Here is a 13,437-nt window from a genome sequence, read left to right as displayed (position 1 = left end):
CTGAATGAGATGGTTCAGTGACAACTTGAGGGAGAGATCAACATGCTGCAGAAGCTATGGTTATATCATACAAACGACTTGCACAGCCACTTTGAGAACTGGCCAAAAATCGCAGCTTATATTGAGGAAAAGCGTCAAGTTCACGATCAGATGCTCTTGTTTGATATTGGCGACCATATGGACCGAGTGAACCTTGTGTCAGAAGCTGATTATGGAAAAGTAAATGTCAAGCTTCTCAATCAACTTGGCTATGATGGGGTCACGATTGGGAATAATGAAGGCATTACGCTGCCTCATGATCAGCTCGATCAATTGTACGAGCATGCACAATTTCCAGTGATCCTGTCTAATTTATTTGAGAAAGGCAAAAGGCCATCGTGGGCAAAGCCTTATCATATAATCCAAATGGAAAATGGACTGAAAATATGTCTCTTAGGCGTGACCATTGCGTATACACCTGTCTATGAAAAGCTGGGCTGGGAGATTACAGATCCGTTTGACAGCATACGGGACATGCTGCAGGAAGTGAATGGAAAAGCGGATGTCATTGTGCTCTTATCCCATCTAGGTATCATCCATGATCGGGAAGTCGCCCGTGATTTTCCTGACATCGATATTATCCTAGGTTCACACACGCATCATTTGTTAGAACAGGGTGAAATGGACAATGGAGTGCTGCTTGCATGCGCTGAAAAGTATGGGCATTATATTGGCTGTGTCGAGCTGACCATTGATACAGCGAGCAAAGAGCTCATCGAGAAAAAAGCAACGGTGCAGTCAGTGGATCAGCTGATAAGTGAATCAGATGAAGCCATCACTACTTTACAGCAAGCAGAGAGAAGAGCGAAAGCCCTCATGCAGGAAAAAGTAACCGCGATTGAGTCAAGGTTAGAAACGAAGTGGTTTGATGAATCCCCGCTTCCGCAGCTCTTAACAGATGCCATTAAAGATTGGTGCGGGGCAGATATCGGCATGATGAATGCTGGGATGGTGCTTGATTCATTAGAGGCAGGAATTGTGACAAGAGAAGAAGTCCATCGAATCTGCCCGCATCCCATTAACCCTATTCGTGTGACGCTTTCGGGTCAACAGCTCATCGAAACCGTTCGGCGTGCATGTGAAGAAAAAATGGAACAGCTGCGCATCAAGGGCTTCGGCTTTAGAGGTGAACTGATGGGCAAAATGCTGTATAGTGGTCTCACCTATACATTAGAAGAAGGCGAAACCAAACGGGTGAAGGATGTTTTTGTGCATGATCAATTGATCAATAAAGACGCTTCCTATACGGTTGGAACAGTCGATATGTATACATTAGGCTCTCTATTTCCTCATATTCGTGACCATGAACACATTGAATATTTCATCCCCGAATTTTTACGTGATGTGCTTACTTGGCGCCTGAAGGAAGCCACATGAAATCCGCTTTTGCCTAACAACACTCGCCCTCTTGTCACATAGATTGTGATGAGAGGAGTGAAGGGATTTGGTGAATTTAACACCTATTAATATTGATGGACATTCCTTTACAGCCGTCACCGTCAAACTGCCGAAGACGAATTTTATGGCAGTGACAAATGAACATGGGTATATTATGTGCGGTGCACTGGATGTCGGGCTCTTAAATGAAAAGCTTGCAGATAGAGGCATTATCGCAGGGAGAGCAGTTGGAGTGAGAACGATAGAGCAATTGCTTGATGCCCCATTAGAATCTGTGACATACGCTGCAGAAGCGTTAGGCATTACAGTTGGAACCATTGGAAGAGACGCCTTATTAAAAATGATGAAATAAAATGGAGAGATGATTCCTATCCCCCCGCCTGTCTGCATACACTTGTAATGGAGAAGGGGGGATTTTTTATTGAGAATGAACCGTCGCTATCGCCCCTATAAAAAGGGCCCTTTGCCATTCCGATACGTCATGCTGCTTGCGATCTTATTCTTTGTACTCTCAACTGTCATCAGTCTATTTTTTATTAACCGTTCCATTAAACCAACCCTTATTCACATTGCTGAACTAGAAACAGAGCGTATCGCCAATCATCTGATTCAATATTCCGTTCAAGACTTTGCAGAAGATCAGGAGAATATGAAGGATATGGTGGTCATGAATACAAGTGAGAACGGAAAAGTAACGACCATCGATTTTAATGCGCAAGCAACATCGAAAGCAATGGCTGATCTGTCACGTCATCTTCAAAAAAATTTAGAGGACATTGAAAAGGGGAATTTTCAAAAAGAGGCAAAAGAAGCATTAAAGGATCAAACAGATGGACATGACGGCATTATATATAACATTCCGCTTGGGCAAGCGTCCGGAAATGCACTCATCGCCAACCTAGGACCAAAAGTACCTGTACGCTTCAGTGTCATTGGTGATCCGCATACGGACGTTGAAAAAAACATTAAGCCCTATGGCATCAACAATGCCTTGATTGATATTAGTGTTCTGATCGAGGTCAAGGTAAGAGTCATCATCCCGTTTGCATCTGAAACAATCGTGGTCAAAAATTCAGTTCCCGTCTCCATCCAAGCCGTTCAAGGGGACGTACCAGATTATTACAATGGCAGCGGAACGAACTCTGGCGCTCCATCGATTGTTCTTCCTGAGAAAAAGGAGAAGAAAGAATAACAGCCCAAGGAATGATTGGGCTGTTTTCTATTTGCGTTTCCGTTCAGCCCTTTCCCATGCCCTTAAATGAGGGTATGGATCAAAAGACCATTCAGTTCTGCCGTTGTCTTTATACATGCCATAGTGAAGATGCGGCGGAAATTTTCCTGCTGTGCCTGGAGGGCCATAACCGGAGCTTCCGACAGATCCAATGACTTGTCCGGGTTCAACAATTTGACCTGTTTTGAGTCCTTTTGCAAAGCCATTCAAATGAGCGAAGTAATGATAATGGTTATGAATATCTCGAATACCAATCCGCCAGCCGCCAAAGCGGTTCCAGCCCTTCATTTCAATCACACCATACGATGTCGCACGAACGGGAAGTCCATAATGGGCAAATAAATCCGTACCCTCATGAATTCTTCTGCCTCCAAATCCTCTTGCATCTCCCCATGTGCTCCGGTAGCTGTAGTCAGCTCCAACCGGAAGAGGGAAAGCGTGCTTTCCGAGGTCAAGATGACCATAGTGCTGATATAGCTTCATAAAAGATGAAATGATTCCAACGGTTTGATCTCGTCCATAATAGTCCCATAAAGCAATTTTTAATTGATCAATGCTGTTGCCGTAATGAAGCAAGTATTGAGCAAACGTGAATAATACGTCCTCATCGTCATCGCTGTTCGCTTTTCCATCCCCGTTTCCATCAAGTCCAATTCCATCAAACACTTTAATGCTTAAAGGAGAGGTATCCTGCTTATTCGGGTTTTCAGGGCCGATCCACATTTCCCGGGGAATGTAGATGCCAATGATGCCTTTTTGTTTTGGTAAATCTCTTCTGCTTTTTCGAATATTGTGCTCATACTGATCAACCGCAGCAAGTACATACCATGGAACTTGTGTCGTGATGGCGACTTTTTCGTATAGTGCCATTCGCTGCTTCAGTACATCTGGCTGTTTGCCTTCCCCTTGTGCATGAACAGGTAAAGGGAGCATTGAAAGAGCGATCATGATGGCTAAAACCACTTTCACAAACGTCCATCTCCTTTCATCAAGCATCGTCTTCTACCGTTTAGTGTGGTTAGATCACCCTATTTCATAAGAAGAAAATGTTAGTAATTTTCTTGTGATTTTTTTAGGAGGCTTTTGGGTATTTTTGCAGCTCATTCCCTTGTTGTTCAATCTGTACTATGTTAAAGTGTCTAAAGAAAAGGCTTTAGGCCGAAGATTCAATTTTTTTGCAGCTTATTAGCTGCATCCATCGTATATAGCAGGAAGATTTTTGTAGATGCACCTTTAACGAATTCATATGGAGATGATGGAATTGGCAAAGAAGGAAGAGCACGTAAGAAAACCGGACTGGCTTAAAATTAAGCTGAATACGAATGAAAACTATACCGGTTTGAAAAAAATGATGCGGGAAAACAACCTGAATACCGTTTGTGAGGAAGCAAAATGTCCGAATATTCATGAATGCTGGGCAGTGAGAAGAACCGCTACATTTATGATCCTTGGATCTGTTTGTACGCGCGCATGCCGTTTCTGTGCGGTGAAAACTGGACTTCCAACTGAGCTTGACCTGCAAGAACCAGAACGCGTGGCAGATTCAGTAGCGTTAATGAACTTAAAACATGCTGTGATAACAGCGGTTGCAAGGGATGACCAAAAGGATGGCGGAGCAGGTGTGTTTGCTGAAACCGTTCGTGCCATTAGAAGAAAAAGCCCATTTACGACAATTGAAGTTCTCCCTTCAGATATGGGCGGCAATTACGATAATTTGAAGACGTTAATGGACACACGTCCTGATATTTTAAATCACAATATTGAAACAGTTCGCAGATTAACGCCAAGGGTTCGTGCGCGTGCTACATATGATCGTTCATTAGAATTCTTGCGCCGTGCAAAAGAAATGCAGCCCGACATTCCAACGAAATCAAGCATTATGATTGGACTCGGTGAAACGAAGGAAGAAATCATTGAAGTCATGGATGATCTTCTTGCTAACAACGTCGATATTATGGCGATTGGTCAGTATTTACAGCCTTCGAAAAAACATCTAAAAGTTCAAAAATATTATCATCCGGATGAGTTTGCAGAGCTGAAAGAAATTGCGATGTCAAAAGGCTTTAGTCATTGTGAAGCTGGACCGCTTGTGCGCTCTTCCTACCATGCAGATGAACAAGTAAACGAAGCGTCTAAAAAGCGTCAGGCGCAAGCATAACAAAGAAAACGCCAGATCTCTCTGGCGTTTTTTCTCTTGTTAATTTTGTCCGTAAGGGGCGTTTCTTCTCATGGTACGGTCGGAATTCGTCATACCATTTGCATCTTCTTTCGTAGAAATATCTCCGCCTTGAGGGGAATATTTCATTTGTTGAATTGTTTTGGTTAAGATTTGATCAAAATCACGTGAATTGGTTTGAAGACGTGAAAAATTGGCAATGGATTGAAAGTGCTCTGGATTATCAGAGACGTATACATGATAATAACGAGGGAGAACAGAAACCGCCGTCTTCTTTACTTGATCGGCAGATTCATCCCGGTTTTTGTTTCCTGTACGATACACAATGAGTGCATCCTCATCTGTCACAAGTGTTGCTGCATCTTTGATGTTTGGCAGTTGCACAGTTAAACTTGTAATAACGTGGGCAAGATGCTCGCGATTTAAAGCAGGTGTTCTTTCTTTCTGATCCGTTACTTGCTGGCGCTGATAACGAACATACCCTGCTCTGTTTGTGTCTGCTTCTGGCATGTTGGAATTATTTCCTTCATGACGATCCGACAGACGGATGGTTTTACTTGAAGAATCTTCATCCACTTGCCGGTTCATACCTGATTGAAAGCCGCACCCGCCTAAAAGCATGCTGAGGAGAATCGCGGCTGTCAGTTGTTTCTTCATAAATGTGACCTCCTTTTTTCTTTAGCTTCGGCTAAATCGGAAAAAACATGCTTTAGCAATTGATGGAGTTCTTCCAATGAATTATCATTAAAGATGGATCGTTTAAAAAGAGGTGAGAAGATGATCGTCATTCAGAATGCTACTTTTGATCTTGTAAGAGAGATTAAAGACGGTTTTGATGAAGAAGCGTTTAAAGCAAGGTACTCAGATATTTTAAATAAGTACGATTATATTGTGGGGGACTGGGGCTACAATCAGCTTAGATTGAAGGGGTTCTTTGATGACCAAAACCAAAAGGCCACATTTGATACAAAAATCAGCACACTCGATGAATACATTTATGAATACTGTAATTTTGGCTGTGCCTATTTTGTCTTAAAACGAATCAGAAAATAACGCAAAGGGGAGCGTCATGATGTATTTCGTAGACAGAAAAAAGATTGAAGAGACATTACGTTTTTTCGAGGAGCAATATGAGCTGATGCAGAGTCATCAGACATGGACAAGTCCACTAGAGAAAAAAGCGCTGGAACGAATTGTTCATGTGCTTGTCGAATGTATTCTTGATACGGGAAATGACATGATTGATGGCTTTATTATGCGTGATCCAGGAAGCTATGATGACATCATGGATATTCTTGTTGATGAAAAGGTTGTACCAGAAGAGGAAGGCAGTCAGCTGAAAAAGCTTGTCTCGTGCCGCAAAACACTTGTACAGCAATACCAAGAAGTGGATCATCACGACTTGCTGCAGGTGATCAGCGAGGTTGAGCATGCGCTACAGGTTTTCCCAAACCGCATCCGTACCTACTTGGAGCAAGAGCTTGGCCCAGTATCAGCGTTTAAATAATCCATTGGAGTTGTGAGCATCATGAAATACAAAGGCTATTTAATTGATTTAGACGGAACAATGTATAAAGGAACAGAAAAGATCGAAGAAGCAGGTCAATTTGTTCAAAAGTTAAATGAGCTGAACATTCCCTACTTGTTTGTCACGAATAACTCGTCACGCACGCCAAAGCAGGTAGCGGAAAAACTCGTTTCATTCGATATCCCAGCAACAGAAGAACAAGTCTTTACAACAAGTATGGCAACAGCCAACTATATTGCCGAACAAAAGAAAGACGCGTCTGTTTACGTCATCGGTGAAGAAGGAATCAAGCAGGCCATTGAAGAAAAAGGGCTGACGTTTGGTCAGGAGGACGCTGATTTCGTAGTTGTTGGAATTGATCGCAGCATTACATATGAAAAATTCGCAGTAGGTGCGATTGCCATCCGTCAAGGCGCACAATTTGTCTCAACAAATGGAGACATTGCCATTCCAACTGAAAGAGGGCTTCTGCCAGGGAACGGCTCGTTAACATCTGTATTGACCGTGACCACTACCGTCAAGCCAACATTTATCGGGAAGCCAGAATCGATCATCATGGAACAAGCCATGCGGGTGCTCGGGACTGATGTGTCCGAGACGCTCATGGTGGGTGATAACTATGATACAGATATTATGGCAGGGATGAATGCAGGAATGGACACATTGCTCGTTCATACAGGCGTGACAACAAAAGAGCTGCTTCAGAAATATGATAAACAGCCAACCTATGTCATTGATTCATTATCAGAGTGGATTGAGCGATTATCATAAAAAAAGAGGACAAGCGCGTTATGCGCGTGTCCTCTTTTTTGCTTCATTCCACATTTCTCGCACTATGTGCCAGCCTGCTTGATGCTGCAGCAGCAATGGCGCCGACAATGTCATCTAAAAAGGTATGGCACTGCCCTGTGGATTTATCGTTCAGTGTCTCGAGAATTCCTGGTTTTTCTTTATCGATATATCCGTAATTCGTAAAGCCGATCGAACCATAAATGTTGACGATAGCAAACGATAAAATTTCATCAACCCCATACAGGCTTTCGTCTGTTTCCAGAATAGACTGAAGCGGCTCGGTCAGTTTTTTTTGCTCGGCTAGTACGTCTAGTTCGACACCAGTTAATATCGCATTTTGGACTTCTCGTTTTGCGATGACACGCTCCACATTGTGGATGCATTCTGTCATGTCTAAGCCAGGATGATATTTTTCCTGTAAAAAGTAGACAAGGTCTGCTATATCTTGAATGGATACGCCTCGTTCTTGTAAACGGCGTCTTGCTGTTTTTTCTACTTCGTTCATCTCATGATGATGCGGCATATATTCCTCACCCAATCCTCGTAATTTGTCCACAACGTGTAAAAAGCTTCGGATAGTAAATAGTATTCATAAATCCCTCAACCTGCGACTACGATATGATAAGAGATCGATCATATGAACGCAGGTGAAAACATGAAAGAAACCATTTATCACACATTTGGTATTGATGTGCGTCAACTTATGCCATATGGCAGTTATCAGAGCTTTCAAACGTCGGAGGCTCTCTTTATCATTGTTCCTGTGTCTCATTTGCGAGAAGAAGAACTCACAGAGCTGTTTCATATCAGTCAGTATTTACTGAATGCCGGAGACCCATACGTCGCTGTGTTTGAATTAACAAATGAAGAGAAGCCCACCTTTACTCATGGAAAGGAGCTGTATGCCTTATTGAAGGCAGCACCGCCGATCTCAAGCCGCTCGTTTCAACAGGCGTCAGAGCTGGCGGCCTTTCATGTCAGAGGAAGAGGATTTCCATATGAGGTGTCTGAAACAAAACGTGTGGGAGCCTGGAAGGAATTATGGGCAAAACGGTTAGATCAGCTTGAAGGCTTTTGGATGCAGCAAATGCATCAAAAACCACTAGAACGGTTTGAAAAAAAATTTATCGAATCCTTTCCGTATTATCTTGGATTAACGGAAAACGCCATTCAATATTTAGTGGATACTGAGCTAGATGATGAACCGAAAGAATGTGACTCAGGCACTGTCTGCCACCAGCGTTTTTCGCGGAGGACATGGCCGGATGAGCAGCCGCTTCGTTTACCTGTAGATTGGGTCTTTGATCATCCAACCCGGGATATTGCCGAATATTTAAGAGAAACCTTTGTCCAGCATAAGGAAGATTTAATTGAAGAGGGCTTCTCCTTTCTTCAGCAATATGAGCAGGTAACACCACTTTCTTCTTTTTCTAAGCGTTTGCTATACAGCCGCTTGTTGTTTCCGCTTCATTATTTTGAAATTGTGGAAGGCTACTACATGTCGGGAGAAAATGAAAAATCATATTATGAAGAACGGCTAGATTACGTCTTAAATGATGCCAATCGCTATGAATACTTTCTCAAGGTCTTTCAAGAAATGAGTGCCATGCGAAGCGGCGGGAGCCTCATTCCACCTGTTGGCTGGATCACAGGTCCACTGATTTGAAGTTTCAGTGAACAGATGAAACGTCTCTTTTCTCTTGAGGCGTTTTTCGTTATGCTTAAAGAAATCAATCAAAGGAGTGTTCTTCTTGACGAAACCTTATGTCTATATCACAAGAAAGCTGGATGAAGCATCACTTACACCACTAAAAGAAGTCGCTCATATCGAGATGTGGCCGAGCGAAGAGGAGCCATGTCCACGAGAAGAATTAGAAAAACAAGCAGCGAAAGCGGATGCGCTTCTCACCATGCTGTCAGATCAAGTAGATGAAGCCCTTTTATCAAAGGCTCCACATGTTAAGGTCATCGCAAACCTTGCTGTGGGTTATGACAATATTGATCTTGAAGCCGCTAAAAAGCGCAACATCACCATTTGTCATACGCCTGATGTATTAACAGAATCCACGGCTGATTTAGCCTTTGCCCTTCTAATGGCGTCAGCTAGACGGATTGTCGAGGCGAGTGATTGGGTGAAGGACGGAAACTGGACAGGCTGGGGACCGCTTCTTCTTGCAGGAGCTGATATCCATCATAAAACCCTTGGAATTGTCGGCATGGGCAGCATCGGAACAGCGCTTGCCAAGCGGGCAGCAGGCTTTGACATGAAGGTGCTGTATCATAACCGGTCAAGAAAGCCAGAGGCAGAAGCGCAGCTCGGCGTGACCTATGCGGCTTTTGAGGATTTGCTCAGGCAGTCTGATTTCATCGTCTGCCTGACACCGTTAACCCCAGAAACGAAAGATATGTTTAATGAAAAGGCATTCGATCTGATGAAGAACTCTGCTTATTTTATTAACGTATCAAGAGGACAAACTGTGGACGAGGATGCTTTATATGAGGCAGTCACGACAGGAAAAATTGCCGGCGCTGGCCTGGATGTATTTAGACAGGAACCTGTCAGCCCATCTCATCCGTTAACAACATTACCTAACGTCACGGTTCTCCCTCATATTGGAAGTGCAAGTGTTGAAACGAGAAAAACGATGATGCGTTTATGTGCTGAAAATATTGCGCTTGTCTTACAAGGTCAGCAAGCTAAAACGCCGGTTCGCTCATCATATTAGGCTCCCTGAGTTTCGGGAGTTTTTCTGACAAAAATATTTTGAAAATATAGAATCTTGATATAAATAGCTGTTAAGCGGTTTCATTCTAACAATCTCTTATTTTATTACCTTGTCAAAACGAGGATACCCCTTTATAATGTGTGTACATTGAATGTCTGTGTTAGGTTAACAAATGTCTTTTTAGAGAGGACATTGACGGAGAAAGGTGGAATTTCAGGTGAAGGCAATTCGAGTTGGACTATTAGGATTAGGAACAGTGGGGAGCGGTGTCGTCAAGATTATCCAAGATCATCAGGATAAATTAATGCACCAGATCGGCTGTCCGGTATTAATACAAAAAGTGCTTGTGAGCAATCCCGATAAAAAGAGAGATGTGGATGTGGCAAGAGAGGTCTTCACAACTGAAGTATACGATGTGATTAGAGATCCAGAGGTCGACGTCATTATTGAAGTGATGGGCGGCATTGAAGAGACAAAACAATATTTAATAGATGCTTTAAATGAAAAGAAGCATGTCATTACCGCCAATAAAGATTTAATGGCACTTTACGGAACAGAGCTTTTACATGTGGCGAAAGAAAATGGCTGTGATCTTTATTATGAAGCAAGTGTCGCCGGAGGAATTCCGATTCTGCGTACGCTGGAGGAAGGATTAGCCTCTGACCGAATTACGAAGATGATGGGGATTGTGAACGGCACAACGAATTTTATTTTAACGAAAATGAACGTCGATAAAAGTGCATATGAAGATGTCTTAAAAGAAGCGCAGGATCTAGGCTTTGCAGAAGCAGATCCAACAGCTGATGTAGAAGGACTAGATGCGGCAAGGAAAATGGCGATTCTTGCAAGACTTGGATTTTCCATGAATGTGGAATTAGAGGATGTAAAGGTCAGTGGCATCTCTGACGTTTCTGATGAAGACATTAATTTCAGTAAACGATTCGGCTACACAATGAAGCTAATCGGAATTGCCCAGCGGGACGGAGAAAAAGTAGAAGTCAGTGTCCAGCCAACGTTACTTCCTGATCACCATCCGCTTTCATCGGTCAACAATGAATTCAATGCGGTGTATGTCTATGGAAGTGCTGTGGGAGAAACGATGTTTTATGGACCAGGAGCTGGAAGTTTGCCAACGGCAACCGCTGTGGTATCAGACTTAGTCGCAGTCATGAAAAACATGCGCCTTGGCGTGAACGGAAGCGGATTTATTGCACCGCAGTTTGAGAAAAAGATCAAATCACCATCGGAAGTATTTGCTCAGCAATTTTTAAGAATTCATGTGAGAGATCAAGTCGGGGCATTTTCCCGCATTACATCTATTTTTTCTGAAAGAGGTATCAGCTTTGAAAAGATCCTTCAGCTTCCTGTGAAAGGGCATGATGAGCTGGCTGAAATTGTGATTATTACACACCGGACCTCAGAAGAAGATTTCTCAAATATCCTGCAAAAATTAAACGATCTCGACGTGGTGGTTCAAGTGAAGAGCACGTACCGAGTAGAAGGGAACGGTTTAAGCTGATGAAGTGGAATGGACTTATTGAAGAATTCCAAGAATTCTTACCAGTAAACGAATCAACACCAAAACTAACATTAAATGAAGGGAATACTCCGCTGATCCACCTCTCCAAGCTTTCGGAAAAGCTAGGGATTGAGCTTCATGTAAAAACAGAAGGCGTCAACCCAACAGGTTCTTTCAAGGACCGCGGGATGGTCATGGCTGTTGCAAAGGCAAAAGAAGAAGGCAATGATACGGTCATGTGTGCTTCGACAGGGAATACTTCTGCAGCGGCAGCCGCTTATGCAGCCCGTGCTGATATGAAATGTATCGTCATCATTCCAGACGGAAAAATTGCCTTTGGCAAGCTTGCACAGGCGGTGATGTACGGAGCAGAGATTATTGCGATTGACGGTAACTTTGATGATGCACTGAAAATCGTCCGCAGCATCTGTGAAAAATCGCCGATTGCCCTTGTGAACTCTGTCAATCCGTATCGAATTGAAGGACAGAAAACGGCGGCATTTGAAATCTGTGAGCAGCTAGGGTCGGCCCCGGACGTACTGGCGATTCCTGTTGGAAATGCGGGGAATATTACCGCCTACTGGAAAGGCTTCAAGGAATACCATGAGAAAAAAGGAACTGGACTGCCTGTCATGCGCGGCTTTGAAGCAGAGGGCGCAGCTGCGATCGTGAGAAATGAAGTGATTGAGCAGCCAGAAACAGTGGCAACGGCTATCCGTATCGGAAATCCAGCAAGCTGGAAACAAGCTGTGGCAGCGGCAGATGAATCAAACGGAAAGATTGATGAAGTGACAGACGAAGAAATTCTCCATGCATATCAATTGATTGCTCGTGAAGAAGGCGTGTTTGCAGAGCCAGGCTCATGTGCGTCTATCGCAGGTGTGCTCAAGCAGGTGAAATCCGGAGAAATCAAGCCAGGCAGTAAAGTTGTTGCAGTATTAACAGGCAACGGATTGAAAGATCCGAATACGGCCATTGATATTTCACAAATCAAGCCGGTCACACTCGATGCAGATGAAGATCAAATTCTTGAACACTTGGAAAAGGCCGCGCGCGTATGAGTAAAGCCTCCATGCTTTTTTCAATCACAGTACCGGGAAGCACTGCCAATTTAGGACCAGGCTTTGATTCAGTTGGAATGGCGCTTAGCCGTTATTTAAAGCTATCGGTCTATGACCATGATAGCTGGCTGTTTGAAGCAGAATCAGAAGTCGTGTCTGGGATTCCATCAGGCACCGACAACCTCATTTATCAAACAGCCAAAAAGGTCGCAGATCACTTTGGAAAAACACTCCCGCCTGTTTATGTCAAAGTGTGGAGTGATATTCCATTGGCACGGGGGCTGGGAAGCAGTGCTGCTGCAATTGTGGCAGCCATTGAGCTAGCCAATCAGCTTCTTGAATTAAATATGCCGGATGATCAAAAGCTCTTTTTTGCAAGTGAGGTAGAAGGTCATCCAGATAATGCGGGTGCCTCTTTATTCGGAGGTTTATTGATAGGTCTTCATGAAGAAGACAAGACACATGCTGTCAAAGTGCAACATGTGGATATAGATGTTGTCGTCGTGATTCCTTTTTATGAAGTACTGACAAAGGATGCCCGTGATGTCCTGCCAGAGGATTTTTCCTATAAACATGCCGTCAGTGCGAGTGCTGTGAGCAACGTGCTTGTTGCGGCATTAATGACGCAAAACTGGCCGCTTGTTGGAGAAATGATGAATAAGGATTTATTTCATCAGCCTTACCGCACAATGCTCGTCCCAGAGCTGTCGAAGGTAGAGCATGTCGCTTCGCTAAAAGGGGCGTATGGAACGGCATTAAGCGGTGCTGGTCCGACAATCTTAACCTTAGTTGAAAAAGGGAAGGGAGAAGCGCTGAAAAAGCAGCTTGCCCAAAATTTCCCGCATTGCGAAGTAGATTTGCTGACGGTACCAGTAGAAGGTGTTGTCGTGGAGCATGATCCAGTCAATCAAGTAAAGAACGTGCTGTAAAAAATGCACGTTCTTTTTTTATTCTTGTTTTTATAAAA

General features: G+C 43.5%; 15 protein-coding genes. 12 read left to right on the top strand and 3 right to left on the bottom strand.

Going from position 1 to position 13,437, the window contains the following annotated elements; genetic code table 11:
- The first annotated feature begins 42 nt into the window (after window positions 1-42).
- From MHI16_RS15045 to yunB, 3 genes are all read left to right on the top strand, one after another.
- A complete protein-coding gene (locus MHI16_RS15045; RefSeq protein WP_342497998.1) occupies window positions 43-1,416 on the top strand; it encodes a bifunctional UDP-sugar hydrolase/5'-nucleotidase in 1,374 nt (457 codons plus the stop codon).
- A gap of 67 nt (window positions 1,417-1,483) precedes the next feature.
- A complete protein-coding gene (locus MHI16_RS15040; RefSeq protein ID WP_061409521.1) occupies window positions 1,484-1,789 on the top strand; it encodes a YunC family protein in 306 nt (101 codons plus the stop codon).
- A gap of 69 nt (window positions 1,790-1,858) precedes the next feature.
- Entirely contained in the window at window positions 1,859-2,629 is a 771-nt protein-coding gene (gene yunB, locus MHI16_RS15035) for a sporulation protein YunB (protein ID WP_080772989.1), read from the top strand.
- Between the two features lie 27 nt (window positions 2,630-2,656).
- Here yunB and MHI16_RS15030 read toward each other — a convergent pair whose 3' ends face one another.
- Complete coding sequence (locus tag MHI16_RS15030; protein WP_235567015.1) at window positions 2,657-3,601, bottom strand: M23 family metallopeptidase; 945 nt, start codon at window positions 3,599-3,601, stop codon at window positions 2,657-2,659.
- A 328-nt stretch (window positions 3,602-3,929) separates the two neighbouring features.
- Between MHI16_RS15030 and lipA the strand changes: the two genes are divergently transcribed.
- Window positions 3,930-4,826, top strand: coding sequence for a lipoyl synthase (gene lipA, locus MHI16_RS15025; RefSeq protein ID WP_034317455.1), 897 nt, complete (start codon window positions 3,930-3,932; stop codon window positions 4,824-4,826).
- A 39-nt stretch (window positions 4,827-4,865) separates the two neighbouring features.
- Here lipA and MHI16_RS15020 read toward each other — a convergent pair whose 3' ends face one another.
- Window positions 4,866-5,501 carry a YhcN/YlaJ family sporulation lipoprotein gene (locus tag MHI16_RS15020; protein ID WP_034659879.1) on the bottom strand — a complete coding sequence of 212 codons (636 nt, stop codon included), beginning with the start codon at window positions 5,499-5,501 and terminating at the stop codon, window positions 4,866-4,868.
- Between the two features lie 120 nt (window positions 5,502-5,621).
- Here MHI16_RS15020 and MHI16_RS15015 point away from each other — a divergent pair, with 120 nt between their 5' ends.
- The 3 genes from MHI16_RS15015 to MHI16_RS15005 are packed head-to-tail and all read left to right on the top strand — an operon-like array spanning window position 5,622 to window position 7,143.
- Window positions 5,622-5,897 (top strand): YutD-like domain-containing protein, encoded by a 276-nt coding sequence (locus MHI16_RS15015; RefSeq protein ID WP_008346837.1) that lies wholly within the window; start codon window positions 5,622-5,624, stop codon window positions 5,895-5,897.
- A 19-nt stretch (window positions 5,898-5,916) separates the two neighbouring features.
- Window positions 5,917-6,351, top strand: coding sequence for a DUF86 domain-containing protein (locus tag MHI16_RS15010; RefSeq protein ID WP_061409515.1), 435 nt, complete (start codon window positions 5,917-5,919; stop codon window positions 6,349-6,351).
- An 18-nt stretch (window positions 6,352-6,369) separates the two neighbouring features.
- Complete coding sequence (locus MHI16_RS15005) at window positions 6,370-7,143, top strand: TIGR01457 family HAD-type hydrolase (protein ID WP_144461935.1); 774 nt, start codon at window positions 6,370-6,372, stop codon at window positions 7,141-7,143.
- A gap of 43 nt (window positions 7,144-7,186) precedes the next feature.
- Here the strand turns inward: MHI16_RS15005 and MHI16_RS15000 are convergent, their stop codons facing one another.
- Window positions 7,187-7,687, bottom strand: coding sequence for a phosphatidylglycerophosphatase A (locus MHI16_RS15000; protein WP_058013760.1), 501 nt, complete (start codon window positions 7,685-7,687; stop codon window positions 7,187-7,189).
- Window positions 7,688-7,819: 132 nt separating this feature from the next.
- On the opposite strand from MHI16_RS15000, the gene yutH reads away from it, so the two are divergent.
- The 5 genes from yutH to thrB all read left to right on the top strand — a co-directional run bounded on the left by yutH (window position 7,820) and on the right by thrB (window position 13,399).
- Window positions 7,820-8,830, top strand: coding sequence for a spore coat putative kinase YutH (gene yutH, locus MHI16_RS14995; protein WP_058013907.1), 1,011 nt, complete (start codon window positions 7,820-7,822; stop codon window positions 8,828-8,830).
- Window positions 8,831-8,915: 85 nt separating this feature from the next.
- Window positions 8,916-9,890: a D-glycerate dehydrogenase gene (locus MHI16_RS14990; RefSeq protein ID WP_268466615.1), complete on the top strand. Its 975-nt coding sequence runs from the start codon at window positions 8,916-8,918 to the stop codon at window positions 9,888-9,890.
- 217 nt (window positions 9,891-10,107) lie between these two features.
- A complete protein-coding gene (locus MHI16_RS14985; protein ID WP_058013762.1) occupies window positions 10,108-11,409 on the top strand; it encodes a homoserine dehydrogenase in 1,302 nt (433 codons plus the stop codon).
- Window positions 11,409-12,470 (top strand): threonine synthase, encoded by a 1,062-nt coding sequence (gene thrC / locus MHI16_RS14980; protein WP_058013763.1) that lies wholly within the window; start codon window positions 11,409-11,411, stop codon window positions 12,468-12,470. Before MHI16_RS14985 ends, thrC begins: the two co-directional genes overlap by 1 nt.
- Window positions 12,467-13,399: a homoserine kinase gene (gene thrB, locus MHI16_RS14975; protein WP_058013764.1), complete on the top strand. Its 933-nt coding sequence runs from the start codon at window positions 12,467-12,469 to the stop codon at window positions 13,397-13,399. The genes thrC and thrB overlap by 4 nt, the downstream gene beginning before the upstream one ends.
- Window positions 13,400-13,437 lie beyond the last annotated feature (38 nt).

Source organism: Bacillus sp. FSL K6-0923 (genome assembly GCF_038630825.1).
Classification (GTDB): domain Bacteria; phylum Bacillota; class Bacilli; order Bacillales; family Bacillaceae; genus Bacillus; species Bacillus pumilus.
This window is presented reverse-complemented; position numbering and strand designations above follow the sequence as displayed.

Excerpts from the sequence above, each read along its gene's own strand:
- MHI16_RS15045 (WP_342497998.1), top strand. The coding sequence starts at position 43 with ATGCTGCAGAAGCTATGGTTATATCATACAAACGACTTGCACAGCCAC.
- MHI16_RS15030 (WP_235567015.1), bottom strand. The coding sequence starts at position 3,601 with ATGCTCCCTTTACCTGTTCATGCACAAGGGGAAGGCAAACAGCCAGAT.
- MHI16_RS15020 (WP_034659879.1), bottom strand. The coding sequence starts at position 5,501 with ATGAAGAAACAACTGACAGCCGCGATTCTCCTCAGCATGCTTTTAGGC.
- MHI16_RS15015 (WP_008346837.1), top strand. The coding sequence starts at position 5,622 with ATGATCGTCATTCAGAATGCTACTTTTGATCTTGTAAGAGAGATTAAA.
- MHI16_RS15010 (WP_061409515.1), top strand. The coding sequence starts at position 5,917 with ATGTATTTCGTAGACAGAAAAAAGATTGAAGAGACATTACGTTTTTTC.
- MHI16_RS15000 (WP_058013760.1), bottom strand. The coding sequence starts at position 7,687 with ATGCCGCATCATCATGAGATGAACGAAGTAGAAAAAACAGCAAGACGC.
- yutH (WP_058013907.1), top strand. The coding sequence starts at position 7,820 with ATGAAAGAAACCATTTATCACACATTTGGTATTGATGTGCGTCAACTT.
- thrC (WP_058013763.1), top strand. The coding sequence starts at position 11,409 with ATGAAGTGGAATGGACTTATTGAAGAATTCCAAGAATTCTTACCAGTA.
- thrB (WP_058013764.1), top strand. The coding sequence starts at position 12,467 with ATGAGTAAAGCCTCCATGCTTTTTTCAATCACAGTACCGGGAAGCACT.